Annotated in this window: 20 protein-coding genes; 11 read left to right on the top strand and 9 right to left on the bottom strand. The window is 59.9% G+C overall.

All coding sequences use genetic code 11. The annotated features are described in order from the left end of the window. Positions 1 to 62: 62 nt before the first annotated feature. The 6 genes from ACYQ2I_RS13775 to ACYQ2I_RS13750 all read left to right on the top strand — a co-directional run bounded on the left by ACYQ2I_RS13775 (position 63) and on the right by ACYQ2I_RS13750 (position 6685). Positions 63 to 1301, top strand: a complete 1239-nt coding sequence (locus ACYQ2I_RS13775; protein ID WP_460167598.1) for a Rid family hydrolase — start codon at positions 63 to 65, stop codon at positions 1299 to 1301. A gap of 255 nt (positions 1302 to 1556) precedes the next feature. After that, positions 1557 to 2819 (top strand): sensor histidine kinase, encoded by a 1263-nt coding sequence (locus tag ACYQ2I_RS13770; RefSeq protein WP_460167597.1) that lies wholly within the window; start codon positions 1557 to 1559, stop codon positions 2817 to 2819. Then, positions 2816 to 3265 carry a response regulator gene (locus ACYQ2I_RS13765; protein ID WP_460167596.1) on the top strand — a complete coding sequence of 150 codons (450 nt, stop codon included), beginning with the start codon at positions 2816 to 2818 and terminating at the stop codon, positions 3263 to 3265. The genes ACYQ2I_RS13770 and ACYQ2I_RS13765 overlap by 4 nt, the downstream gene beginning before the upstream one ends. Before the next feature lie 93 nt (positions 3266 to 3358). Then, a complete protein-coding gene (locus ACYQ2I_RS13760) occupies positions 3359 to 4867 on the top strand; it encodes a sensor histidine kinase (RefSeq protein WP_460167595.1) in 1509 nt (502 codons plus the stop codon). After that, complete coding sequence (locus tag ACYQ2I_RS13755; RefSeq protein ID WP_460167594.1) at positions 4864 to 5316, top strand: response regulator; 453 nt, start codon at positions 4864 to 4866, stop codon at positions 5314 to 5316. The genes ACYQ2I_RS13760 and ACYQ2I_RS13755 overlap by 4 nt, the downstream gene beginning before the upstream one ends. A 130-nt stretch (positions 5317 to 5446) precedes the next feature. Continuing rightward, positions 5447 to 6685 carry an ATP-binding protein gene (locus ACYQ2I_RS13750; RefSeq protein WP_460167593.1) on the top strand — a complete coding sequence of 413 codons (1239 nt, stop codon included), beginning with the start codon at positions 5447 to 5449 and terminating at the stop codon, positions 6683 to 6685. Positions 6686 to 6824: 139 nt separating this feature from the next. On the opposite strand, the gene ACYQ2I_RS13745 is transcribed toward ACYQ2I_RS13750, so the two are convergent. From ACYQ2I_RS13745 to ACYQ2I_RS13725, 5 genes are all read right to left on the bottom strand, one after another. Then, the gene (locus ACYQ2I_RS13745) at positions 6825 to 7985 is read right to left on the bottom strand and encodes a mannitol dehydrogenase family protein (RefSeq protein WP_460167592.1); all 1161 of its coding nucleotides are present in this window, start codon (positions 7983 to 7985) and stop codon (positions 6825 to 6827) included. A gap of 132 nt (positions 7986 to 8117) precedes the next feature. After that, entirely contained in the window at positions 8118 to 9497 is a 1380-nt protein-coding gene (locus ACYQ2I_RS13740) for a right-handed parallel beta-helix repeat-containing protein (RefSeq protein ID WP_460167591.1), read from the bottom strand. A gap of 95 nt (positions 9498 to 9592) precedes the next feature. Further along, positions 9593 to 10447, bottom strand: a complete 855-nt coding sequence (locus tag ACYQ2I_RS13735) for a TrmH family RNA methyltransferase (protein ID WP_460167590.1) — start codon at positions 10445 to 10447, stop codon at positions 9593 to 9595. A 249-nt stretch (positions 10448 to 10696) separates the two neighbouring features. Continuing rightward, complete coding sequence (locus tag ACYQ2I_RS13730) at positions 10697 to 12898, bottom strand: right-handed parallel beta-helix repeat-containing protein (RefSeq protein WP_460167589.1); 2202 nt, start codon at positions 12896 to 12898, stop codon at positions 10697 to 10699. A 79-nt stretch (positions 12899 to 12977) separates the two neighbouring features. After that, positions 12978 to 13763: a GYF domain-containing protein gene (locus ACYQ2I_RS13725; RefSeq protein ID WP_460167588.1), complete on the bottom strand. Its 786-nt coding sequence runs from the start codon at positions 13761 to 13763 to the stop codon at positions 12978 to 12980. 498 nt (positions 13764 to 14261) lie between these two features. Here ACYQ2I_RS13725 and ACYQ2I_RS13720 point away from each other — a divergent pair, with 498 nt between their 5' ends. Genes ACYQ2I_RS13720 through ACYQ2I_RS13710 form a run of 3 tightly spaced genes read left to right on the top strand, consistent with a single transcriptional unit; the run spans position 14262 to position 17554 of the window. Next, positions 14262 to 15587, top strand: coding sequence for a TadA family conjugal transfer-associated ATPase (locus tag ACYQ2I_RS13720; protein WP_460167587.1), 1326 nt, complete (start codon positions 14262 to 14264; stop codon positions 15585 to 15587). A 6-nt stretch (positions 15588 to 15593) separates the two neighbouring features. Beyond that, positions 15594 to 16559 carry a type II secretion system F family protein gene (locus ACYQ2I_RS13715; protein WP_460167586.1) on the top strand — a complete coding sequence of 322 codons (966 nt, stop codon included), beginning with the start codon at positions 15594 to 15596 and terminating at the stop codon, positions 16557 to 16559. A gap of 8 nt (positions 16560 to 16567) precedes the next feature. After that, the gene (locus ACYQ2I_RS13710; protein WP_460167585.1) at positions 16568 to 17554 is read left to right on the top strand and encodes a type II secretion system F family protein; all 987 of its coding nucleotides are present in this window, start codon (positions 16568 to 16570) and stop codon (positions 17552 to 17554) included. Positions 17555 to 17672: 118 nt separating this feature from the next. On the opposite strand, the gene ACYQ2I_RS13705 is transcribed toward ACYQ2I_RS13710, so the two are convergent. From ACYQ2I_RS13705 to ACYQ2I_RS13695, 3 genes are all read right to left on the bottom strand, one after another. After that, positions 17673 to 19226: a sulfatase-like hydrolase/transferase gene (locus ACYQ2I_RS13705; RefSeq protein ID WP_460167584.1), complete on the bottom strand. Its 1554-nt coding sequence runs from the start codon at positions 19224 to 19226 to the stop codon at positions 17673 to 17675. Positions 19227 to 19346: 120 nt separating this feature from the next. Beyond that, a complete protein-coding gene (locus tag ACYQ2I_RS13700; protein WP_460167583.1) occupies positions 19347 to 20789 on the bottom strand; it encodes a class I SAM-dependent methyltransferase in 1443 nt (480 codons plus the stop codon). A 112-nt stretch (positions 20790 to 20901) separates the two neighbouring features. Beyond that, positions 20902 to 21111 (bottom strand): hypothetical protein, encoded by a 210-nt coding sequence (locus ACYQ2I_RS13695; RefSeq protein ID WP_460167582.1) that lies wholly within the window; start codon positions 21109 to 21111, stop codon positions 20902 to 20904. Positions 21112 to 21479: 368 nt separating this feature from the next. On the opposite strand from ACYQ2I_RS13695, the gene ACYQ2I_RS13690 reads away from it, so the two are divergent. Together ACYQ2I_RS13690 and ACYQ2I_RS13685 are read left to right on the top strand one after the other, a co-directional pair. Beyond that, on the top strand, positions 21480 to 22766 hold the full coding sequence (locus tag ACYQ2I_RS13690) for an aminotransferase-like domain-containing protein (protein WP_460167581.1): 1287 nt from the start codon (positions 21480 to 21482) through the stop codon (positions 22764 to 22766). Positions 22767 to 22821: 55 nt separating this feature from the next. Continuing rightward, positions 22822 to 23955, top strand: coding sequence for an LptF/LptG family permease (locus tag ACYQ2I_RS13685; RefSeq protein ID WP_460167580.1), 1134 nt, complete (start codon positions 22822 to 22824; stop codon positions 23953 to 23955). Between the two features lie 92 nt (positions 23956 to 24047). Here the strand turns inward: ACYQ2I_RS13685 and ACYQ2I_RS13680 are convergent, their stop codons facing one another. Further along, positions 24048 to 25187, bottom strand: coding sequence for a glycosyltransferase family protein (locus ACYQ2I_RS13680; RefSeq protein ID WP_460167579.1), 1140 nt, complete (start codon positions 25185 to 25187; stop codon positions 24048 to 24050). Positions 25188 to 25256: the final 69 nt, after the last annotated feature.

Genomic DNA, 25256 nt, shown 5'->3' with positions numbered 1-25256 from the left:
GAATTGCGGCCTGCCGTTGATCTACCCTCCCTAACGCCTGCCAACCCCTGGAAGGACATCGCATGATTCGGAAAATCTGCGACGACGGCGTCGGCTATTCGGTCGTCGGCCTGAACGATGTGCGCCATGTGTTCGCGGCCGCCGTGCCTCGCCGCGGCGAGACGCTCCACGAACAAGCCCAAGACGCACTAAAGACGATCGAATCGGTCATTCGGGAAGAGGGCACCGTCGGCTCGATCGTGCACCAGGCCGTTTTCCTTGCCGATATCTCGCAGATGGACGAATGCCGTCGCATCATGCGGGATTTCTATGGCGACGACTTGCCGGCCACGACCTACATCCCGCAGAAACCCTGCGAAGGCAAACTGTTGGCGATCGAGGCCTTAGGAGTCGGGCGTCGCAAGGGCGATGTGGCCATTCAGCGGATAAGCGAGCAGTTGGTCAGGGCCGAACACAACGGTATCGCTTGGGTCCATTGTGCGAACGTGCGACCGCAAATCGATTCGCCCGAGGTCTACGATCGGTCGCTCGATGCGTTCGCGAGGATGCGCGACTTGTTGGCTTCGGTCGATGTGCGTTTCGATCAGGTGATCCGCACGTGGTTGTATCTCGGCGGTATCGTCGAGGGCGAAGGAGACAAGCAGCGCTACAAGGAACTCAATCGGGCAAGGACCGATTTCTTTCAGGGCATCCGATTCATGGCCGATCGGCTGGTGAAGAAGGACGTCGGTTGCGTCTACCCGGCCAGTACGGGAATCGGGGCCGACGATCGTGAAATCGCGATGAGTTGCATCGCCTTGGCGACCGATCGATCCGACATCGTGGCCATGCCGCTGGAAAACCCCCGTCAAACGGCCGCCTTCGAGTACGGTGCGTTTTACAGTCCGAAAAGCCCGAAGTTTTCGCGGGCGGTGGCCCTATCGTGCGGCAACTATGCCACGATTCTGATCTCGGGAACGGCGAGCATCACGAATTCCGAAACGCAACACATCGGCGACGTCGAAGCGCAGACCCACGAAACGCTCGACAACATTGCCGCGTTGATCGGCGAACCGAATCTGGCGCGCCACGGATTACCGCAATTGGGGACGACCCTCGAAAATCTGGCTTTGGTGCGGGTGTACGTGAAGCGGCAGGAAGATTTCGAGAAGACGCGTGCCGTTTGCCAGGCACGTTTGGGTGACGTGCCGACCATTTACGCAATAGCCGACGTGTGCCGCGACGATTTGCTGGTCGAAATTGAAGGAATGGCGTTTTCACAACGCGGCGGCGCGCCCTGCGGCGACGGGCACGGCTGCTGAGCGGTTCGAAGCAGAGGAAATCACCACTTCTCAAGTGTCCAATGTGAGTCTGGATGTGAACGGAGGGAAAACACACCACCTCCTGTCAGGGGGGAATTTTGTTGTTCCCTCATGAGAGGGGTCTTTCCGGCTCATAAGTTGCATCGAGTGACGTAAAAGGTACACTCGCTTTAAGGGACGCGACACGTTCTTTTCTCTGCGACGGCATCTCTCGTGTGACTTGCGGTCCCGTTTTCGGCTTTACCGTCCCGCGGTATGGCTTGGTGTCTGTATCCGGGAGTGGGCGGGTACTTCTCGATCGGCGTTTCGATCATGTCACACGACCGACCTTCTGACGGTTCTTCCTTGCCCTTGACGGGTGTTGCCGCAATTTCTCTCGAGTCTTTGCTGCCCGTACTCGATGCGATGCCCGACTGTGTCATTCTCGCTGACGCAGAAGGCAATCTGGTCGCAGTCAACGAGGCCTTCACGAAACTGTACGGCTACACGCGCGACGAAGCGCGCACATTGAATGCGCTGCAACTGATCCGGCCTGACTACCATTCCGTTTTTGCCGAATTCCAAAAGCAATTGGCCGACACAGGTGTTTTTCACGGTCACACGATCGACGTCCGAAAAGACGGCACCGAGTTTCATACCGACGTGCACGGCCGCGCGGTCCGGGCGGGCGATCGGCTGTTTCTTTCGGCTATCATTCGCGACGTGACCGAGCTCCACAATTCACTGGCCGCCGCCGAACAACAGTCGCAAACACTCGCTCGCGAAGTCGATCGGCAGTCTGCACGTATTTCAGAGATCAGCCGAGAACTCGAGGATTTTGCATATTCGGTTTCGCACGATCTGAGGGCACCGCTGCGGCATATCGACAGCTTTGCCCAGTTGCTGGAGCGCCGTCTGGGAAAGCACGAGGACGAAAAAGTCGGCCATTACCTGAAGCGTATCCACGATGCTGCCGACCGCATGCAACGCTTGATCGACGACATTCTGCAGTATTCACGTGCGGGACGCGTCGAACTACGACTCAAACCGGTCGATATGGGGGAATTGGTCGACGAGGTGATCGCAAGTATGAAAGCGGCGGAAGCCGATCGCTGTATCGTGTGGTGCTGCGATGCGTTGCCGGTCGTACACGTCGATCGCGAACTGTTTCGACGGGTGTGGGAAAACCTCATCGGGAACGCCGTGAAGTTCACGGCAGACCGGGACGAGGCACATATTCATGTCGGCCTGCGAGAAACCGAGGGTGAGTACATCTTTTTCGTGAAAGACGACGGATGCGGGTTCGATCCCGAGTTCGGGTACAAACTGTTTCGACTGTTTCAGCGTTTACACGCCGACAGAGAAAAGACGGGATCAGGGGTCGGGCTGGCCAATGTGCGACGCATCGTCGGACGCCACAACGGTCGGGTGTGGGCCGAAGGGCAGCCGGGAAAAGGCTCCGCTTTTTATTTTTCACTTCCAAAGCCGCGGGGTTCTAATACCACACAGAATCCGGAACAGCAGGAGCTGCAACGATGAGCGGTCGAACTACCGTTCGGCGAATTTTATTGGCCGAGGACGACCCGAACGACGTCGAACTGACACTGACGGCCTTTGAAGATAGCCGGCTTGCCAACCGGGTCGATGTCGTGAACGACGGGCAAGAGGCATGGGAATATCTCACCTGCACTGGGAGATATGAAGGACGAACGACGGGACTTCCGGCGGTCGTTCTGTTGGATATCAAAATGCCCAAACTTAGCGGTTTGGAAGTTTTGAAGCGGATTCGCGAGACCGACTCGATGCGTCCTTTGCCCGTGGTCTTGCTGACCTCGTCACGCATGGAGAGCGATCTGTTGGCGGGATATTCGTTGGGCGCGAACGCCTACGTCGTCAAACCGGTGCAATTCGACGAGTTTGCCGAAGCGGTCCGACAACTGGGCCTTTTTTGGGCCGTTGTCAACGAGTTGCCTCCGGAAGGCTGACACCAGTTCGAGGGGGGCTGATTGTTGTTTATGTGACTATTTTGACAAGGCTGATAGAATTCCTTCGCGAAAAGTTGTGAAGGAGCAAGGAGAGTGAATAGTTTGCGCGTCTTGTATTTCGAAGACGATCCGTTCGATGTCGAACTTGTCGGCGAAACGCTCGAGGCCGAGGGCTTCGAGATCGATCTGACGGTGGTCGATGCCCCCGACGCGTACCATCGAATGCTGGATTCCCGCCGGTACGATCTGATTCTGGTCGATTATTCGCTGCCCGGCTACGACGGCAAAGCTGCCCTGCGCGCCGCCAAGAAAGCCCAGTCCGACGTGCCGGTGATATTGATTTCGGGGGCGATCGGCGAGGATCTGGCCATCGACGCAGTCAAGTCGGGTGCGACCGACTACGTGCTGAAGCGCCGGATTTCTCGACTGGGGCCGGCCGTCCGCCGTGCCTTGCACGAGGCGGAGGAAGCCCGCCGTCGAACCACCGCCGAGCGTTCGTTGGCCGAGGTTTCCGCAAGGTTGCGAGCGTTCATGGATGGTGCCCCCGACGCGTTTTTTATTTTCGATCAAGACTTTCGTTTGATTGACGTCAACGCCGCGGCGGTGGCGTGCATGGTGCCCGACCAAGATCCGCAACGGTTGCTGGGCATGTCGCTCGAGGAGATCGTTGCTGAATTCCTCGAACCGGAAGATGTGCATCGGCTGAAAGATATCGTCGAAACGGGGCAGCCCGCCGTCTTGTTGCGCCGCCGATATCGCTGGGGCGAACGTGAGGGCTGGATGGACGTCCGCGGGTTCCTTGCCGGATCGGGATTGGGGCTGATCGTTTCTGAGCGGACGGAACACTACCGCTTATTGGAAGAGCGGGAAGATCTCATCAGCGAACTGGAATTGAAAAACAGCGAACTCGAGCGGTTCGTCTATACCGTATCGCACGATCTAAAAAGCCCGTTGGTCACGATCAAGGGCTTTTTGGACCTGCTGCCGGAAGATATCGCCGAGGGGAACGAGGCCGCGTTTCACGAGGACCTCGGTCGGATTCGGAGGGCGGCCGACACGATGGAACGGTTGCTCGATGATCTGCTCCATTTGTCGCGAATCGGTCGTGTCGTGGGGCAAATCGAGACGATCGACACACGCAAGGTCGTCGACGAAGTCCTCGAAATATTGCACGGGCAGGTGTTCTCAAACGGAATCACCGTTTCGGTGGCGGAACGTTTGCCGCCGGTCAAGGGAGATCGGCGGCGAATCGTCGAACTGTTTCAGAACCTGATCGAAAACGCCTGCAAGCACATGGGGGAGGTCGACTCGCCGCGCATCGAAATCGGTGCGGAAGAGTTGCACGGAGAAGTCACGTTTTACGTTCGCGACAACGGCGAAGGCATTCCGCCGGAACATCAAGACAAGATTTTTGAGTTGTTTCGCCGGTTGAAAGCCGATGCGGGCGGCAGCGGCATCGGACTGGCGCTGGTACGTCGAATCGTTGAGACTCACGGAGGGCGCATTTGGGTCGAATCGGAAGGTCATGGACGCGGTGCGACCTTTCGGTTTACGTTGCCGGTCGTTTGCGAGGGGGCGATGGAAACGTCGTCGAACCGATGAAGGATTCGCCGATCGTCATCCTTTATGTCGAGGACAACCCGGATCACGCCATGTTGTTTCGCCGGGCGGTCGAGCGGTGTTGTTTGGGGTACCGGGTACAACATGCCGAAGACGGCGAAGCCGCACTCGACTACCTGTTTCACCGGGGAAAATTCGCCGACACGGTGAGTTTTCCCGATCCCGATCTGGTTGTGCTCGATCTGAAGTTGCCGCGAATCGACGGTTTGGATGTGCTCGATGCCATCAAGACGACCCACGAGTTGGAGCATTTGCCGGTGGTCGTGTTGACGTCTTCCGAATCGCCGGAAGATATCGATGCGGCATACGCACGTCGGGCGGCCGGATATCTGGTCAAGCCGATGGCCTCCATGCAATGGGAAACGATGGCCCGCAGTTTGACCGATTATTGGCGACGCTCCGATCGATGGAACTCGGAGCCGCGATGCTGATCGTTGAAATCTCCGTCTGCGATGGACGAAAAAGTCGCAGCGGACCGACGAACGGCCGCATGCCGGTATAAACGCCGGAACGTGCCTAAAGCGGTACGATACGCGGCGAACAAATCTTGGAGAAGCGATTATGCCCGACCGCCCCATTCGAGTCCTGTTGGTCGAAGACAATCCGGACCACGTAGAATTGATTCGGCGCACGGCCCGACGACGCGAACCGACGATCCGTTTCGAGGTGGCCGGCGACCTGCAAAGCGCCCGCGAACTGATGGGAAACCGACCGGTCGACCTCATCCTGGCCGACCTCGTTCTTCCCGACGGATTGGGGATCGATCTCTTGCCGGGCGATACCGAGCACTGCCGGGTTCCCGTCGTTGTGATGACGAGTCAGGGCAACGAAGAAGCGGCCGTGCGGGCGCTCAAGACGGGAGCCCTCGATTACATCGTCAAGTCGCAAACGACGCTCACCGACATGCCGCACATCGTGCTGAGCGCCCTCGACAAGTGGGAACAGATCACGCAGCGGCGCTTGGCGCAGGCCGAATTGCAGCGGGCACATGCCGAGCTGGAACGTCGTGTCGAAGAGCGTACACGCGAGCTGGCCGAAGCGAACCGGCAGTTGCAGGCCGAGATTGAAACACGCACCAAAGCCGAGGCCGAAGTTCGACGAGAACGTCAATTGTTGCGCGAGTTGCTCGACCTGCATGAACGGGATCGCAAAGTGTTGGCTTTCGAGATTCACGACGGGTTGGCCCAGCAACTGGCCGGGGCACACTTGATGTTGCAAACGCTGACTGCGGGCCGGGAAGAAGTGTCGGCGAACGTGCAACAAGTGATCGCGTCGGTCGAGCGGTTGCTCGACGAGTCGATCAAGGAGATCCGACGCTTGATCAACGGGTTGCGTCCGGCTGTCTTGGACGAGGAAGGCGTGCCTCCGGCAATCCGGCATGTCATCACCGAGATTCAGCGGGATGCTCCGGACCTGGAAATTCGCTACTCTTTTCCCGACGATTTCGGCCGATTGGCGTCGCCGTTGGAAAATGCCCTGTTCCGCATTGCTCAAGAGACGTTGACCAACGTTCGCAAACATGCGCATGCCTCGCATGTCGACGTCCGCTTGAAACGTTACGACGAAGATGTCGTCCTTGAGATCATCGATGACGGTTGCGGTTTTCACGTCGAGGAAGTGCCGGAAAAACGATTCGGACTCCAAGGCATTCGCGAACGTGCGCGGCTTTTGAATGGAACGGCTGAAATCGAAAGCGAGCCGGGGAAAGGAACCCGGGTGACCGTCCGGCTGCCGGTGCTGCCGCCCGCCGACGATCAGGCGAGTGCTTCTGTGAAGGCCTCCTCGACCGGTTCACGCTAGCAACGCACGGGGAAATTACCCGGCGATTTCCGGCGGGGCGGGAGATGTCCTCGGCCCGAATCGCCGATTAAGCCGATAGGGTGAACAAGCCCGGTAGGCTCGGTAAGCGAAACGCACGCCTACCGGTTTCGTTAGGCTGCTAGAAACGGCCTTCGAGAATCTGGGCTAAACGGACGGGCGTTCGCTCGAACCGTCGCACGTAGTCTTCGAAGCTGGGCAACAAACGGGTACGAAGCTTGGTTTCGTGGTGCAAGGCGATATCTTCCAGGCGGTGTTCCAGGAACGGATTCGCGAATCGATCCAATACCGTTCGCGCGAACGATTCCGGTTCCTCGACGCGATCTTCCACTGCCGGGATGATCTCTTCGAATAGGAGACCTTCGAGCCAGGAACGGATACCGGGATCCGATACGGCGTCGCGCACGGTTGCGAATCCTTTCGGCAGGGCGTACGCCACCAGGGCGGTGTGGGCGCCGTTGAGAATACGCACCTTGCGAAGTGAAAAGGCATCGACGTCGGCCACGCGCGACACAGCCGGATGGGCAGACAACACGTCCAGAATCGAAGGCAACGGTCGTGCTTCCGGCGGAAGCGGCTTTGGCGGTAGGTGTTCGATGTACCACGCCGCGAAGGGTTCCGCCACCGCCGCGAGCGGATCGGCGGCAAGCGGTTCACCGGCTTGCGGCGGCGCAACGATGCGGTCGACCAGTGTGTTGCACCAGCGACATTCCATCGTCAGGTAGTCCAACAAGTCGTCGTCGGCCGATTCCCGCTCCGCCTGTTCCAGTACCAGCCGCTTCAATCGTCCGGCGTTGCGATCCAGGAGCTCGCAGGGGAGGATGACCGGCCCGGGCAGACCCGCCTTGCGTCGGGCGTCCAACACCGAAAGCAATTTTGCCGGGTACGATTCCGGTGGTAAGCCGCGGCTGGTGTCGCCGTCGACCAACGCATAACCCGCTTCAGTAACGTTCGATACGATCGCGGCCAATCCCGGCGAGACGGCGAATTCGAGAACGCGAGGCCACTCGAATCCGGCCGCAGCCGCGTCGGCGACGGTGCGTACGGATACTTCCCGCTCGAGCCTCTTGCCGTCTTCGAGCCCTCGAATCGCCACGCGATAGGTGAAATGACGTTCGGCGAACAGGCTCGCACGATCGCCGCCTGTCGACTGGACGGCGAACACTCTGGCCGATACGAGGTGTCTATCGGCGAGATCTTGGAGGAACGTGTCTACGAACGCCCGGAGAAAACGGCCGGTTCCAAATTGGAGAATCCGAATCGGGATGTCTTCGTGTTGCATTGCTTCGAGGCCGGAAACTCGGACGACGGAAGCGGCTGCGAGATGGCGACCTGCCGGTTGCGATCTCGCGGAGCCAGATGCGACGGTTTCGTCCGATCGTACTCTGCGCGAAACGAATTGGCGAGCAGGGGCTCACCAGATTGCACCGAATATCGGTCGTTGTTGTGACACGCGTTCCCCTTTGCACGGATGCGCGTAACGGTATGTCATGATGGGGCGCTTGCATTCGGCTTCCAACCCGATGAGTTCAGGCAAGGTTACGGCATCGAGTCGAGGGCGAACGGGCAAGTCCGCAACGAGTTCCGGCCGGAGCCGAAAATCGAGAGCCTCGGAAGCTGCGAACGGGCTTTCCCGCAACGTCGTGAACACATTGTCGCGCGCAAGGTTTGCGGGAAACGATTCTCGAAATCGACCGTCGAACCAGTTCATTGCTGTCTGAACGTTCGAAAGCAATGCCCCCGAGCGGGCTTGTACGGCCTGTTGATTGCCTTCGGGACGTCCGGCCGCAGTGACGAAGTTCCCGTACAAAAGGGCTTCGGCACCGGGTGCCGAGAGATCGACGACGGGTGAAACGAACGGCGTGACGATCGTGTTGAACAGTGCATACAATGTGCCGTTGTGATCGCGGCCGCCGTCCTGACCGAAGTGGATCGTCGTGCGATTGCCGCGGCACTGTGGATCTTTGACGATGATGTTGCCCAACAGCACGGCATGGCTGTCGGGAGCGGCGGTGTCTTCGGCGTCGACCAGGTCGAATTCGCGGTTTGCGGAATCGTGGACGTAACAATAGGCGATCAGCATTTGGTGGGCGCGGCTCTTCACGTTGTGTCCCGTCAAGCTGTGATCGACTTCGCAAAACAAGAGTGCCGCACTCGTGCCGCCTAGATACAAATTGTGATTATATCCGGGATGCTCGAAATCGCCGTTGTGGTGGATGTGGCATTGAATGATCCGCTGCGATCGACCGCGACGGAGGGTGCCGTCGCCGTTCGACATGATGCCCATGTCGTTGTGGTGAATTTCGCAGTCGCGAATCGTCACATCGTTGGCTTGGTTGATGCGCACGCCCGCCCCGTTGTGGGAATGATTGTGTGCCCCGCTGAGAGAGAATCCGGCGAGTGTGCAGCCGTCGGCTCCGGGGTCGAACTGGAAGATGGCTCGCGGCGTCGAACCTCGGCCGCTGTATTCGAATCCCTTGCCCGAGATCGGCACGTACCGGCGCCCCGCGGCGGGGATGCCGCGGATCGTCAACTTCGGCTTGCGCACGAGTACCGCGGGCGTTTCGTACGGTTCATTGTTTTCAAGGGCGTAGACCTCGATCACATCGCCGGGATTCGCAGCGGTGACGGCATCTTCAATGCGAGCGAACGCCCGCCCCGGTCCGACCTGGAGTACCTCCGCCGCCGAAGTCGAAGCGAGAAAGGTCGTTACCGCCCACGACAGGCACGCAGCGACTGCGAGTGTAGGCGGAGTTCCGTTGCCGAAAGAAACGGGAAGAATCGACCGTCGCATGGCATCGCTCCTGCTTGAAAGGTGACGATGGGGACCGCCTGCATTCTGATTCGCGGCATCCTCCATGCCAAGCGATTCCGTCGGATACCCCGAGTTCAATCCGGCAGTTGTGCACGACGGCGGTTTTCGGTTGCTTGCGACGACAGCCGAGCCCGGTTCAACTCGTAGAGGAACACCCCTGTTGCCACGCCGAGATTCAACGAGTCGACTTCCGGGGCCATCGGGATCGTTACACACCGGTGGCAGATGCGTTGCCAGTTTGCGTCCAGGCCGTCGGTTTCGTGCCCCATGAGCACGGCCGTCCGGTCGCTCCACGAGAAGTCGACGATACATTCGGCCCGCGGATCGACGATCGTGGCCACCAGCTCGATCCCCCATCTCTTCGCGATGTCGGGGAGTTCGTCGATGAGACGTTTGGCGCGGTAGTATGGGACCATCATCGTGGCCCCCATCGATACCCGCAACGCCCGGCGAGAAAACGGATCGCAGCTTCGTTCACCTAGAATGACCGCATCCATTCCGAAAGCGCCGGCCGAGCGGAACACCAGTCCGACGTTCTCCGGCTTCGTGATGTGCGGGCAAACAACCAAACGTAAAGGCCCCTTTCGGGCGGGCGGCGGAAGCACGTCTTCCAACCGGGGATCGGGCTTGCGTCTACCGGCGGCCAAAACGCCTTGGTGGAACTTGATTCCGGCGATTTCGTGCATCAGTTCCCGATCGCCGACGTACAACGGCACCTCGGGGGGAACCCGTTCGAGATACATCGGCAGGTGTTCTTCATAGACGAACACCGACTCGGCCTCGAATGGGCTGTCGAGCAAACGCTGCGTCACGAAATGCCCTTCGGTCACGAAAATGCACTCGCCGCGCGCCGTTCTCTCTTTGAGGTTGCGATAGCGCGCCACGCGAGGATCGTCGAGGGTGGTAATCCGTTCGTAGGATCGTGACATGACACGAAGTTGCGTTTTCAGAATTTCAAGTGGCAGATCCCGACCGATTCGGGACGAAAGATAGAAGTGACACGCGGGCTGACGAGCTTGCCGCTGCGGCGTCGACGGCGGAGGAAGCCTGTTCGGCCGACGCTTGCTGTTGTAGAGCATTTGCCGTGTGAAGTAAAGGTGCCCGAAAACGCCGAAAACGAGCAATCGAGCCGCCTTTCGGACCTGTTCGGGCGGTCGGCGATGAGGCCTGTTGTGTTCCTACGGTACGGGCGAACGTAACCCTATTTGCGAGACGTCGATCGGAACGATTCCCATCTTCAATGCCGGGGAATCGGGGCGAAATTGAAAATCGCTTTTATCCACATCGATGAACAACGGGTCATCTGCGCAGCTGTGCAAATCGACGCCGATCTTGCGATGCTGCTCGATGACGGTTCGCCCTTTGTGTGGATCACGCATGCAGTAATAGACGTTTTCGTCGGCGTCCGCCTCGGCGAGCCGGGCGCTGGGTTGTCCTCGCCGGGCGGGCGATTCGTCGACGAACACGCATTCACTTTGCCGACAATAGAAGACATTGCGGCGAATGACCGCACCGGTCAACGGGCCTTCTCGCAGCGCCAAATAGTACCCTCGCGGCGGTGCGATTACGTCGGCCACCACGTTGTTGATGCACCGATTGTTCAATTTCAGAATGATTCCCTGCGACGTGCACCGGTACACGACATTCTCGGCGATGAGTGTGTCGCGTTGGCCGCCGTCGGTCCGGATGCCCGCCTGCATGGGCATGGGGGCGAGTAGGTCGTGGACGAAATTTCGGCGAATGACGTTGCCCGGTCCGGCACCACGGATGTAAATTCCGTTGCCGTCGCCGAGCTGTTCCATCGCGTGGTGGATTTCGTTGTACTCGATTTGGTTCTCGCGGCTATGCAAGAAAGGCTTCACATCGTCATAGGTGGGTGAGACCGGCAACTCCGGCAATTCGTGGCGTCGAATCGTGCGGACGAGTTCGCGGTCGTCGGGCTTCGCGAAGAAGTGAGACATGCAGCCCGAAACGATGATGCCCGAGTACGGCGTATGATGGACGAGGTTGTTGGCAATCCGATTATTGCCGCTTTGCCACACGAATATGCCGGGTGAATGCGGGTAGATTTCGCCGACGTGGTGGATGTGGTTGTTGAAGACGACATTGTTCTTGTTGACGTCTTTCGTGCCCGGGCCGTAGCCGCACAACAAGATTCCCGTCCCGCCGATGTGCTCGATGAGATTGCCTGCGATCGTATTCGCTTGTCCGTACAGATCGATCCGAACGGCGCCGCCCGCCGTATGCCGAAAGCGACACGCTTCGAGCGCGCAGCGTTCCGTTCCCCGAAATCGCACCAGGGCATTGTCGCGATCGTGCATTTCCCAGTCATGCTGTAGCCCGGCGTCGCGGTCGGTCATGCAAAAGCGGTCGCCGTGCATGAACGTAAGCCCGCGAAAACGAAGATTGCGAACGGGTACGTCGGTCGGCCCGTCCTTGTCGATTTTGCCTTCGACGCGGATCAATTCCCGCACCGCAGGCGCGACGATGTTTTCGGGCCGCTCGCCGTGACGCGGCCACAGGTAGAGCTTGTGCTGCGATGTGTCGAGCACCCACTCGCCTGGTTTGTCCAAGAACTCGAGCGCGTTTTCTACCCAGCACGATTGCGTATCGTGCAGAAAGTGCTGAGGACGCATCGCGTAGGTAGCCGATACGGCCGTGCGGGCGATCCCGGCATGCTCGTCGACCGACGCCAGCGGCAAGATGTTGACGATCCACGCCTGATACGGCCGAACGACGAGTTCCACGTCGCCCAGGTTCGGCCATGCCTTCAATCGATCGTCGGGAAATCGCAGCGTGTTTCGCGAACCGCCTTCCAGCGGGATAAAGCCTTCCGAGCGGGCGCGAGGAAGCAGCCCTTCATCGTCGAACAGCGCGAAAAACGAACCCGATACGTCCGCCGTCCACACGTGTTTTGCCGCCGCAGGCAACAATCCCGGCGATTCGGGATCGACACGACGCCATCGGGTGACCGGAAAGCCGCCGCTGAGGATCGGCGATTCCCCGGGATAGGCCGCGTAGGTGATCGTCTGCCCGGGAGCTCCACCGTCGTCGACACCGAAGACAATCGTCCGCTCGACACGATACACTCCTTCGCGGATCAAGACGACGATGTTACCCGACTTGTGCGAACGCAGTTTTTGGACGGCACTTTTGGCCCGGCCCAGAGTCGCAAACGGTCCGTCGGTTTTCGTCGCGTTCGGCAACGGCAGTGTTCCCGACCAAGCATCGTTGCCCGCGGGCGAAACGTACAAATCGGCCGTCGGTTCCGACGCGTGGGCAATTGCAAGAGCGACGAGCCAAACCGCGGCAATCGAGGCGATTCGACAAACAGTTGTGTTCACAGGACGACTCCCGGCGGCACGAGAAGGGCGATTCATCAAGTGGGATTGCGCCGTCGGCCGTTGTCGCACGAACCTGCGGCGGGTACTTGTTGGAGAACGCGGCGAGGTTGCCGGATCAGCCCCACAAAAGATAGGCCAGGATGCCGCCCGAGAGGAACAAGGCGACGATCAGGCCCGTCAGAATCCATGACAATTGCAGCGTTTTCTTCTGCCGCGATCCGGTCGCTGCGGCGTCACGGGCTTTCGAGGGACGTTTCCCGATCGGCAACGGGGCATCGGCCACGATTGACACACGTTCTTCTTGCAACTGCGGAAAGACCTCGCGGGCTTCTTTCCAGTTTCGCCATCCTTCTCGCCAAACCAACGAATCGGGGGTGACACGGCCCTCGTCGATCCAGCGTGCGAAGATATCGCCTTCGGCCGGGCCGTATTGTCCGCCCGACGGCGGACGCACGTACCACACGGCCGACGGGTCCTCGGCGATCGGATCCGGCAGCGGCGCCTCCTCCTCTCCCGAGATGAACGGTGGGGCGGTATCGGCATCCGATCGTACCGGCGGGGTGGCGCTCGGCGTTCCGGCGGGCGCCGATGCGGCAAACAACGGGGTGGGCGCCGATCGCACCGGCGCATCGTCCGTCGATCCCGTGTCCGTCCCTTGCAGGAACGCTTCTTCGTCCAATTTCGGCGGAAGCCCCTTCGGTGCTTCTCGCCGCGGGCTGCTTGTCGGTTGCGCGCTTTCGGCCCGGGCACGCAGTGCCTTTAGTTCTTTCGTGCTGCGCCGCGTGCTTTTCAGCGGGATGAGGACTTTTTCGCCGCAATAGGGGCAAATCCCCCGTTTGCCGGCCTGAAACGCCTTGACGTGCAGCTTGTGGCCGTTGGGACAGTAGAATCGGATACCCATGATCTTTTCACCGATCGCGGCCGGCCCCTGCCGCTTCGAGAAACCGACTTGCCGAGAATACCGGACACGACTTACCCGGCGCCTGCCCCACCCGCCTAATACCCTATTCTACCCCTACCGAACGACGATGGGAAACGATCGGGACGTCGATACGAAAGTCCGCGGAAGGAGCTAGCGATTCCAAAACCGCTTCTGATTCGTGCTGGTGTGCGGTTTTCGGATCGGGGCTTTCCGACCGGGGAGGTTGGGATTATTGAGGTCTCTTTCGTGACGAATGAATCGGTCGTGCTGGTTGTGTCGAGCTTGATCGATTGTGCGGTGCTTCCTCATCTTCGCCTGTCTGCGCATTCGTCAATCGTGAGCTAAGTTACTGGTGGGGTACGTCTACACGTGCCTTGGTGGTCGGGTTCGAACGGCGGTTCGGCGGGAGGCCGAGCTCGGCGGGCCGACCGCGGTCGCGGATTACTCACGACGGACAGCGTAGACGGGAATACGACTATGAGCTACGGACCTGGCGCTCGATCTCTTGCGGGATCCGATTCGAAGCAGCTTTCCTTCGACGAACTCAAGCAACGCATCCACAACAAGCTGGTCGATAAGCTCGACCTGAGCAAGGTCGGCCAACTCGAAGGCGATGTGTTGCGTCGCGAAATTCGGTTGGTCGTCGAGCATCTGTGCGACAGCGAAAACACGATGCTCAACCGCAGCGAGCGGGAACGGCTCATCGACGAGGTGCTCGACGAGACGTTCGGGCTGGGACCGCTCGAAGTGTTGCTCAAAGATCCCACGATCAGCGATATTCTGATCAACGGTCCCAAAAACATCTACGTGGAACGTCGCGGGAAGATGGAAAAGACGAACGTGACGTTCCGCGATAACGATCACCTGTTGCAAATCATCGACCGGATCATCTCGAAGGTCGGTCGTCGGGTGGACGAAAGCTGTCCGATGGTCGACGCCCGCATGCCCGACGGATCGCGTTTCAACGCTATCATTCCGCCGCTTGCGCTCGACGGTGCTGCGGTGTCGATTCGGCGTTTCGGCAGCAACCCGCTCAAGCTCGAAGACCTGTTGAATTACAAGGCGTTCACGCCCGAGATGGTGATGCTGTTGGAAGGCGCCATCAAGGCGCGGTTGAACGTGGTCATCTCCGGTGGTACCGGCTCCGGTAAGACGACGTTGTTGAACACGTTGTCGAGTTTCATTCCGAACAACGAGCGTATCGTCACGATCGAAGACGCGGCCGAGCTTCAGTTGCAGCAAGACCACGTCGTGCGATTGGAGACGCGTCCGCCGAATATCGAAGGCAAAGGGGCCGTGACGGCGACCGACTTGGTCCGGAACGCTCTGCGTATGCGTCCCGAGCGGATCATCATCGGTGAGTGCCGTGGTCCTGAAACGCTCGACATGCTCCAGGCGATGAACACCGGTCACGAAGGATCGATGACCACGTTGCACGCGAACTCGCCGCGCGACGCCGTCGCCCGGATGGAAACGATGATCATGATGGCCGGTTTCGAACTGCCCATCAAAGCGATGCGCACGCAGATTGCCAGTGCCGTCGACTTGATCATTCAGGCGAACCGGTTGCAAGGAGGCGTCCGGCGGATCACGCACATTACCGAGGTCGTCGGCATGGAGCAGGACACCGTGGTGATGCAAGACATTTTCAAGTACGAGCAAAAAGGGATCGACGAGAGCGGTCGTGCATACGGGCAGTTCGTCGCGATGGGGATTCGTCCGACGTTCATGCCTCGTTTGGAAGCCCGCGGGATTCGGCTGCCGTCGAATATTTTCCGCCAGCGCGTGATGATGGAGGACTAAGGCACCATGAACCCGCTGATCATCGTCGGAATCGCCGCATTCTTGGGAGTGGCGGCCCTGGTGGCGGGCATCTTGCTCCTGGTCGGGGGCAAGTCGGAGGAGAAGCTGCACGAGCGGCTGGAAATGTTCACCGGCACCGGAAGCGTCCGCGAAGGCAAAGAGAGAGGTGCCGGCGTCCTCGTGGAGGATTTTCGCGAGGAAGAATCCGTCTGGAACCGCATGTTCGGCGGGCTGGAGGACTTGCAGGCGTACATTCGCCAGGCCGAGATCAACATGCCGGTAGGCCAATTCATGGCATTTGCGGCGGTGATGGCCCTCGGCGGAGCGATTCTCGGCTTCGTGTTGAAGGTGTACGCGATTCTCATTCCCGTGATGGGGCTGGCGACCGGATCGCTGCCGTTTCTTTGGGTATGGTGGAAACGGCGGAAACGATTGAAGGCATTCGCCGTCCAGCTTCCCGACGCGTTGGACATGCTGGCCCGGTCTTTGCGGGCGGGCCAAAGCCTGGCGGCCGGATTTCAGGCGGTGTCGAACGAGATTCCGGCACCTTTGGGTGTCGAATTCGGACGCGTGTTCGAGGAGCAAAACCTAGGAGTGCCGCTCGAACAATCGTTGCGTGACTTGGCCGCCCGCATTCCGAATTTGGACCTCAAGTTTTTTGCCACGGCCGTGATTTTGCAGCGGCAGACGGGTGGTGACCTGGCCGAGATTCTCGACAAGATCGGCAGTTTGATCCGCGAGCGATTCCAGATTTGGGGGCAAATTCAGGCCCTGACCGGAGAAGGCCGGCTTTCGGGTTTGGTGCTGATGGGCCTGCCGGTGTTCTTGTTCGTGGTCATGTTCCAGATGAACCGCGAATACGTGTTGATGCTGTTTACCGACCCGCTCGGTCGGAAGATGCTCGCCGTGGCCGTCATCATGCAGATCATCGGCGCGTTGGTCATCCGCAAGATCGTAAACATCAAGGTGTGAGGAAAGCCGTGTTCATCGCCGAGCTGCTTACGTACGACAAAATCCTGCCGGTGGCCGTGTTCGGGGCCTTCACCGCGTTTGCGTGGTGGCTGTTCGACTTCCTGTCGAGTCGCAGCGGACGATCGGTCGAGCGGCTGGAAGAGTTGAAACGTCCGCGGCGACGTCGATCGTTGCTGGAAGAAGAGCCGGTCGAGGAAACGCCTCGGCGGGGCGACAAAATATCGAGGGTCTTGGACAAGGCCGCTCCAGCGTTGTCAAAGCCGCTGGAACCGAAAAGCGAAGGCGAAAAGAGCAAGCTTGCGTTGAAGTTGTCGTACGCCGGATTTCGCAGCGAAACGGCCGTGCAGAAGTTTCTGGGATTCAAGTTCCTAGGGTTGGTCGTGGGATTGGCGATCGGGGGCGCGACGTTCTTCGGAATGTACGGCCTGGGAAGGACATCCTCCACCGGTGCATTGATCGTCACGGCGTTTTTCTTCTATTTGCCTGATCTGGTCGTATGGTTTTTGGCTCGCCGACGCCAGACGGCTATCTTCCTTTCGTTGCCCGACGCCCTCGACCTGTTGGTCGTCTGCGTCGAGGCCGGCTTGGGGCTCGAACAGGCCATGCGTAAGGTGGCCGACGAATTGGAGATGACCCATCCGATCATCGCCAAAGAATTCGCCCGTGCGAACGTTCAATTGCAGATGGGACGTACGAAAGCCGAAGTGCTGCACGAAATGGGCGAACGCTCGGGCGTGCAAGACCTGCGAAGTCTTGCGGGCGTGATCATTCAGGCCGAAAAATTCGGATCGAGTATCGCGCAGGCACTCCGCGTGCAAAGTAACTCGATGCGGACGCGTCGGCGTCAAATCGCCGAAGAAAAGGCGGCAAAAACGGCCGTGCAACTCATCTTCCCGCTGGTCATGTTTATCTTCCCGGGAATCTTCGTCGTGCTCGTGGGACCGGCCGCAATCACAATGGTCCGCAACTTGTTCCCGTTGATGGCCGGCGGCTGATCGAGCCCGAGAACGGTCGCCGGCAACGCCCGTGTTGCCGCACTGTGGTGAAGACCGCGTCGAGGGGAACGGCTGCGGCCGTTGTCGGCAACACACTTGTTGTTTTGCGTTCGATGGATCAGCGGGGATCGCGCGCGGGGACTGTTTCGGACTGGGATCCGGCGAGCGCTTCGTGCAGGATTGTCTCCAAATTTACGACCAGCGGCGCGTCGATGTCTCGTCGCTCGGTTCGGCCCGGCGCTTTGACCAACAACGGCACATGCCGGTGATCTTGCGATGCTTTGTCTCGCAGCGGATCGGGATCGCGCCGCCAACTATGGTCCGAGGTGATCACCAAAAGCGAGCGATCGAATGCGCCGGACTGCCGTAGGTGTTGGGTGATTTCGCCGATCGTGTGATCCAAGAACAGCAGGTGCCGATGATAGTCGTCGGGCGTGCCGTACATGGTATCGCGGATGGGATCGTACGGTCCGCGGAAGGTGCCGTCGGGATCGAAGATGAACGGTCCATGCGGAAGCGGCCAGTGCACGAACGTCACTTGTCTTGCCGGCGAGTCCAACGCGGCGAAGGCTTCGCGGCGAATCGCCGCCTGTAAAGCGGCCCACCGCGAACTGAAGTAGCGTGCGTAGGCGCGGCGATAGAGCATTCGCGACAGCGGGTCCGTAAGGAATCGGCCGTTGTAAGCCAAGTATTCGAAGGTTCGCGGAACGAGGTCCGGGGCTTTGGGGTCGTTCGGATGGGCGATTGCTTCGACCTGGCGGCCGGCCAGCAGCAAGGGGTAAGGGTGATAAAACCCCACGACCTTCAATCGGTAGCCGCGGGCGAGCAACTCGTCGCAAAACAACGGCAGTTCAGCCGGTGACCGTTCGGTCTTGTCGTCGTGCCATCGCAACGTGCCGCGGGACGGTACGATTTCACCCTCGGTTTGCGCGAATAACAAACGCGGTAACGAGATCAAGGTTTCGTTGCCCGGTGATCGTGCCTGGTGATAAACCTCGCATCGATCGGCCAAGTCGCGAAGGTGGATGAACTCGGGTAAGAAGTCACCGTCGCCGAACGTGCGTTCATACGACCATTCGTCGAAAATGAATACGAAGACCGGTGGTTCGGTTTTGGTTTCCGACGACGAGGATTGCGACCGGGCCTCGGTCGGTTGTTGTTGATCGGAATTGGACGCCGATTGCGTGCCGATGTGACGGACGGTGTATAGCGGGGCATCCGTCGGCGTCACGAAGGCCGGCCATAGGAACGCCTGAGCCAGGACCAGCACGGGCAGGGGTGACGTCACCTGTAGGAACAAGACGGTCGGCTTCCAAAGGCATCGGCGCAAGGGAGTCAGCGCCGCCGCGATGATGGCCCAACCGAGCCAGAAAACCCAATCCCACTTGGACGTGAAACCGACGCCGACGAAGGTCGAAACACCCCATGAGGCGACGGCATCCGCCGTCAACAGCAGGAAGACGTAGCGCCCGATTTCGCGGATGCGACGTCCACCCGATCGGTCGATCGTTTCGGCGACAAGAAGAATGCCTAGGACGGTGAGCAGCCAGCCCAGCAAGAGCGCGACCGCGTCGGAAGCGTCCCAAAAGGCATGGTAGCGGTTATGCTCACTCGTCCACGATCCGAGCTGCCCGGCATACAGCCAGCCCGCCGCGGCTGCCGCGACCGCCACGCGGCGAAATCGAAAAGAGTGATTCGTTCGAGCCATCGGCCGTTTGGGGAAGTAAAGGAAGACGCCGGTTGCCGCACTTGCGGTTCTGCGCCGGTCGGGTGCCGTCGGGCAGAGGGGAACTCAGCGGCGCTTGCGCATCCACAGCAACACGCGTTTCGAGTCGGGAACGGGAAACTCTTCGAGAATGTCGAATCGTGCGGCGTACGTCCGCCGACAATCGGCCAAGGTCATGTCGGTGTACAAGTTGTCGCGGAAGCGTGTCAGCCGCTGGAACATATCGTCGTCGGGCGGAACGAATTCCAGCAGCAGGTAATCTTCGGTCAAGTCGGCGAAGAGGTCGCACGTTGCGTCGAGCGACAGGTTGCCCGACACCAATAGGTGATGGAGAAGTGCCAGGGCCAACACGCAATCGGGCCGAATCCGCTCGGCGAAGGTGGTGCGTTCGGTATTGCGGAAACCGACCGCCGGGCTCGGGTTCGTGATGTCGAGCGTCAACGGCAGGATTGATTTCGATGTGGTTCGCAGGTTTCGGTAAAGCACTTCGACCGAATCGTGATCTTGGTCGACGGCTGTCACGCGGGCGCCTGTTTCAGCCGCAGCCAGGCTGTATTCACCCGTGTTGCAACCCATGTCGAGCACATGTCGGCAGCGGGCTTGCGTGAGTTTTTCGGTGACGAAGCCTCGTTTTCCTTCCTCGGCCGATCGATCGTAATTGCAGATGTTGGTATACGACGTCCACAAACCCTGCGGCTTATAGCTTTGAGCAAGACGCAGGATCTTCTTCCGCAACCGACGCAAATTGAACAACAACGGCTCGCGGTTGACGGAAGGTTGCGACGGATTCTTGACCGGCGCCTGCGACGGTTTCTTTTCGGCCATGCGGCCGAGCAGCCAAGGGAAGGTGACATCGAGCCAGAGACCGGGGCGCCAACGCCCGAGGCGGCCGAACGCGTTCGCAACGAAATCGACGTCGCGCCCTCCCAGGTTGCCCAGGAAGTAGGATCGCAGGTCCCAACCGCGATAGCGAGCCATCAACAGGGGGAAAAGAAACATGCGGTTGAATTGCCCCAGGGCGTACCACAGGTCGAGCCGGGCGGGTACTTCGATCGAAGGGATGTCGATGAAGACCGGTTTGGCACCGATGAACTGGATGTTGAATGCGGTGGCGTCCTTGAGCGAAAAACCGGCTTCGAGCAACTCGATTTCAAGATCGAGCGTCAACACGGCGGCGTCGGCCAGCATCGATACCGTCCACTCGTAAGGATAGGTGACTTCTTCGATGCGCCGATGTTCCAGGAAGTGCCGATACCCGGCATGTTCCTGTTGCAGGGCGGCAAGCAATCGAGGCTCGGTGACAAAGCTCGTTTCGACGATGAAACCTCGCTCGATGAGTCGCTGGAGCAGCCCTTTTTCGGCAAGGCGTCGAATCGTCTTCGCGCAATTCTCGTCTACGGCGCGAAAGATTCGCCCCTCGCGCAGGAACACGTAGCCGGACGGATCGCGATACGAGCCCGCCACACGTCCAGAAGCCGAAGAGCGGGGAACGGTTTCGCTTTCACGCATCGATACTTCCCTGACGAATTCCTAGGTCAAACGGCGCGGGGTCGGCGGTTCTCGAGGGATGCCGCACCGGCCGCAAAGGTGAAAGGCCGTACGGGGGGGGCCGAGGCAGGCTTCAACCGGCGCGACGCAACGGTTCGGACGTCGGTTCTTCGATTTCGTTCGTCGGGGCCGCTTCGGTCGGGGCCTCGGCTTTGCTGAACCACGAGCGAACGGCATGCTTGATGCGGCTGAAGAAGGCCAGCGTTCCGATCGCACCGGCCAATAGGACTTGGAGGATGAGTGTTCCGGAGCCGGGGTCGATGTACCCTAACAAGAACGACATGGTCAGGTCCTCAATAAAGCGATAGGCAATCCGATGGCATTTCGCCGCGATTTCTCGCAGACATTCCGTCCGCAGGCGGCAAGAAAGAAAACGAGCGGTTTTCTACGAAATCGGCCTGGACGCGACAATACCAATTCGGCTTGGTTGTCGGGGCCCGGCTCGGCAGCGTATAGTGACGATTGCCGCTCGGGCTGCGCCGCCGAGAATTGCATAGCCGTGCCCCCCAAAGAAGTGGATCAGATTTCCAGAACCTGATGGGTCGTTTGCGCCTCTGAGATAGCAAGCACATGGGGCCATTGGTAATTGAGGGAGGGGCGTGAGAATTGGGCAAGAATGCGGGAACTGAAGTCGGTACCGGGAGTAAAGACGTGGAAGCGGAATCGGTGGTCGAGACGGGAAATCGGACGCGGTTGAGTCGTCGTGCGGCTTGGGCGGGCGGGGAGCCGATCGCCAACATCTTGATGGCGAAGGCGCTGGCCAATCCCGAAATCGTCTCGCTTGCAGCCGGGTTCGTCGACCAGCAGTCACTGCCGGTCGAACCTACGCAAAAGGCGCTCGACCGCCTGTTTTCCCATCGTGCCTCTGCCTTGGCGGCCCTGCAGTACGGAACGACGATCGGCTATCCCCCCCTGCGAGAGGTAATCGCTGCGAGGATGGCGGAGGCCGACGGAACGCGGCCGATCGATCCGAACCGGATCGTCGTGACCGCCGGAAGCAACCAGTTGCTTTACTTGGTGGCCGATTCGATCCTCGATCCCGGCGATATCGTCCTTTGCGGGGCGCCGACGTATTTCGTCTTTCTGGGGACTCTGCAAAACCTGGGGGCCAGGGCCGTCGGGGTGGCTTGCGACGACGAGGGGATCATTCCCGAAGCCGTCGAGGCACAGCTTGCCGATCTTGCCGCTCGCGGCGAATCTTCCCGTGTGAAGGCAATTTACGTCACGACCTATTTCGACAACCCCAGCGGATCGACCGTACCGGCCGACAGGCGAGCCGCGTTGGTCGAGATTGCCAAACGGTACTCGAAGGAACACACGATCTACGTGCTGGAGGACATGGCCTATCGCGAGCTGCGCTACTACGGCGACGACGTACCGTCGCTGTACAGCTTCGACGAGCAGCGCACGCACGTGGTGGCGGCGGGGACGTTTTCAAAGTCGTTTTCGCCGGGGATTCGTGTCGGGTGGGGCGTCTTGCCCGACGCGTTGATGGAACCGGTTCTGAGTCTCAAGGGCAATCTCGATTTCGGGTCTCCCAACTGGAACCAGACGCTGATGCACCTGGTGGTGGCCGAGGGATGGTTCGACGAACACTTGAAAACGCTCAGAGCGACCTACCGCACGAAGATCGACACGATGCTCGAGGCGGTCGAACGGCACATCGCCTCGGTCGCACCGGTGCATTCGATTCGTCCGACAGGCGGGCTTTACGTGTGGCTGACGCTGCCCGAAGGGGTCGATACCGGCGTCGATAGCCCCCTCTTCAAAGCCGCCGTCGAGGAAGGCGTTCTTTACGTGCCGGGCGGATATTGCTACCCTGCCGAAGGGTGTCCCGCGGCCCGAAACACGCTGCGATTGACCATCGGTATGCCCGATTGCGAGGCGATCGAGCGAGGCACGGCGGCCTTGGGGAGAGCTTTGCAGCGCGTGCTGTAAACTGTGCGTTTTCGCTGTCGGTAGTGCATCATCGCCAGGTTCTCACGGACGAGACATGAAGATCATCGACCGGTACGTCGTCAAGCAGTTTCTGGAGTCGCTGGCGATCTGCCTGTTGTGTCTCGTCGGCCTCTACGTCGTCTTCGACGTGTTCAGCAATATCGACGAGATCGCCCGCGTTGCCGAAAACCACGACGGTGTGTTCGGAATCTTGGTGCGCCACTACGTTCCACACTCGTTGGTGTTTTACGATCGTTTGTCGGGCATGCTCATCCTCGTGGCGGCCATGTTTACCACCGTATTGATGCAACGCCACAACGAGATGACCGCATTGTTGGCGGCGGGCGTCTCGCGTTCTCGCGTCGTCAAACCGGTGATCGTCGCTGCGATTGCGGTCGTCATCGCAACGGCCCTGTCGCGGGAGCTAGTGATTCCGAATTTTCGGGAAGACTTGGCCCGCTCGACAAAGGACCTCACCGGTGAGAAAGGGACCGAGCTCCAACCTCGGTATGACAACGTAACCGACGTGTTGATCCGGGGACGCAGGGCTTATCCGGCTCAACGACGAATCGCGGAACCGAACTTTCGGCTTCCCGCTTCGCTGAGCGACTTCGACAACGAGTTGGTGGCCGTCGACGCGTATTATCTTCCGCCGGAAGGCGATCGGCCCGGCGGATATCTGCTCGATCAAGTGATTCGACCGGTGGAGATCGTCGACAAACCGTCGCTGAAAGTCGAGGGACGGCCGATCGTAATCACGCCGGTCGACGCGCCTTGGCTCGAAAAAGACCAGGTGTTCGTCGTCAGCAGCATCGAATTCGACGTACTTGCCGGAGGACGCGAATGGCGGGAGTATTCGTCCACGTGGACGTTGATCCGCGGATTGCATAATCCGGCACTGGATCTGGGAGCCGACGTTCGGGTGGCGGTGCATCGGCGGATCGTGCAGCCACTCTTGGACATCAATCTGCTGTTTCTGGGGTTGCCGCTGGTTTTGCGGCGAGAACAGAAGAACGTCTTCGTGGCGATCGGGCTCGGCGGGCTGGTCGTTGCCGTGTTTACGTTGATCGTCCTGGGCTTTCAATACCTCGGCGAGACGTACACGATCGGAACGGCGACCGCGGCGTGGGGTCCTTTGTTTGTGGGCGTGCCCGCTTCGATTGCCTTGATTGATTGGCTCTGGGACTGAGCAGACGACGCGAGGGGCGACGCCGGAAGCCGATCGCAGGATCCTGTCCGGTCAGGAGCGAATGCCGACGCTCGCCGGTTCGGAAATCGGTTTCAGTCGGCCGGGCATCGCCGCCGAATGCGTGAACCGACGGCACGCCGGTAAAGGACCGCGAAGGCATCGACGGCGTTGCAACCATCGAGTTCCGGATCGACCGGCAAGGGTACGTGGTGGCGGTTGCGACCTTCTTTCCATGCTTCCACCACGATGCGGCGCAGTGCCGCGGGGCGGTTGGGAAGGAACGTCCGAACGTGCTCGCCCCCGTATTCGGCGGCAATGCCCCCGGCCGGTGCAACCACGGGAACGCCGTGCGCCATCGCCCGAAAGGCCCAGTGCTCATGCCGCATGCCGGGTTCGAGCACGACCAAGGCTCCGGCCGAGTGAATGGCCGACTCCAGAATCGAGTCGGTCAGGTCGTCGGGTTCGACGACGGTCACCAACGGCCCGAGCGACTGCAAGACCTCGCGGCTGCGCCGCTTGTCGGACCGGTCGGGCGAAGCGATCAATACCACCGGTATGCGAGTTCCCAGCATCGCCTTCAGCAGACACCGTAGCTGAGGGCCGACCTGAGGAACGAAGCACAGCACGTAACCGTCCACCCCGAATTGAACGTGAAACGGCAATTCGAACGGCAACAGCGGCGCCGGGGGAAGCACGGGGGGCGGGAGCACCATCATCTTGCGCCACGGCACTTGAAATCGACGGCGATAGGCCTGTGATTCGGCTTGCGAAAAGACGCCGACCACCGCCGCTCGGCGCATCGTGCGGCCGGCCAATGATCGGCGGGGAAGTCCCAGGCGATACAAAACTTCCTCGAGCCCGACGGCAAGGCGTTCTCGCCACGGAACCATGCCGTTCGGACACCCTCCGACGAACCAATCGCAAGGTGTCACGATCGTCGGTACGTTGTGTTTGGCGGCCTGCTGCTGGATCGATGCCACGTGCGGCGATGTGCCCAGCAAGTGGAGGCAATCGACTTTCTCGAAAGCGAGACGCCCTTCGTTGCAGTCGGCAATCGCAATACCTTTACGCGCCAACTGTTCACGAAGCGACGGCGAGAAGATGCCTCGTACCGAATCGCTGACATGATTCTCGCCGACGATTCCCACGCACAGGTGAACTGGGGAGAATGCCCCGACCGACGCCTGATTCGATGTGTCGAATTGCGGTTGCGAGTATTTTTCCGGTTCCATCCGGATTCGGCCTTCCTTGGCTGAAGTCTGATTCCCGGTTGTCGCATCCTACTGCCGCAGCGTGCCATG

It is taken from the genome of Thermostilla marina, assembly GCF_054657455.1.
This window is presented reverse-complemented; position numbering and strand designations above follow the sequence as displayed.

Excerpts from the sequence above, each read along its gene's own strand:
- ACYQ2I_RS13720 (WP_460167587.1), top strand. The coding sequence starts at position 14,262 with ATGAGCTACGGACCTGGCGCTCGATCTCTTGCGGGATCCGATTCGAAG.
- ACYQ2I_RS13755 (WP_460167594.1), top strand. The coding sequence starts at position 4,864 with ATGAAGGATTCGCCGATCGTCATCCTTTATGTCGAGGACAACCCGGAT.
- ACYQ2I_RS13775 (WP_460167598.1), top strand. The coding sequence starts at position 63 with ATGATTCGGAAAATCTGCGACGACGGCGTCGGCTATTCGGTCGTCGGC.
- ACYQ2I_RS13695 (WP_460167582.1), bottom strand. The coding sequence starts at position 21,111 with ATGTCGTTCTTGTTAGGGTACATCGACCCCGGCTCCGGAACACTCATC.
- ACYQ2I_RS13770 (WP_460167597.1), top strand. The coding sequence starts at position 1,557 with ATGGCTTGGTGTCTGTATCCGGGAGTGGGCGGGTACTTCTCGATCGGC.
- ACYQ2I_RS13745 (WP_460167592.1), bottom strand. The coding sequence starts at position 7,985 with ATGCAACACGAAGACATCCCGATTCGGATTCTCCAATTTGGAACCGGC.
- ACYQ2I_RS13750 (WP_460167593.1), top strand. The coding sequence starts at position 5,447 with ATGCCCGACCGCCCCATTCGAGTCCTGTTGGTCGAAGACAATCCGGAC.
- ACYQ2I_RS13765 (WP_460167596.1), top strand. The coding sequence starts at position 2,816 with ATGAGCGGTCGAACTACCGTTCGGCGAATTTTATTGGCCGAGGACGAC.
- ACYQ2I_RS13680 (WP_460167579.1), bottom strand. The coding sequence starts at position 25,187 with ATGGAACCGGAAAAATACTCGCAACCGCAATTCGACACATCGAATCAG.
- ACYQ2I_RS13725 (WP_460167588.1), bottom strand. The coding sequence starts at position 13,763 with ATGGGTATCCGATTCTACTGTCCCAACGGCCACAAGCTGCACGTCAAG.
- ACYQ2I_RS13685 (WP_460167580.1), top strand. The coding sequence starts at position 22,822 with ATGAAGATCATCGACCGGTACGTCGTCAAGCAGTTTCTGGAGTCGCTG.
- ACYQ2I_RS13740 (WP_460167591.1), bottom strand. The coding sequence starts at position 9,497 with ATGCGACGGTCGATTCTTCCCGTTTCTTTCGGCAACGGAACTCCGCCT.
- ACYQ2I_RS13730 (WP_460167589.1), bottom strand. The coding sequence starts at position 12,898 with ATGAATCGCCCTTCTCGTGCCGCCGGGAGTCGTCCTGTGAACACAACT.
- ACYQ2I_RS13715 (WP_460167586.1), top strand. The coding sequence starts at position 15,594 with ATGAACCCGCTGATCATCGTCGGAATCGCCGCATTCTTGGGAGTGGCG.
- ACYQ2I_RS13735 (WP_460167590.1), bottom strand. The coding sequence starts at position 10,447 with ATGTCACGATCCTACGAACGGATTACCACCCTCGACGATCCTCGCGTG.
- ACYQ2I_RS13700 (WP_460167583.1), bottom strand. The coding sequence starts at position 20,789 with ATGCGTGAAAGCGAAACCGTTCCCCGCTCTTCGGCTTCTGGACGTGTG.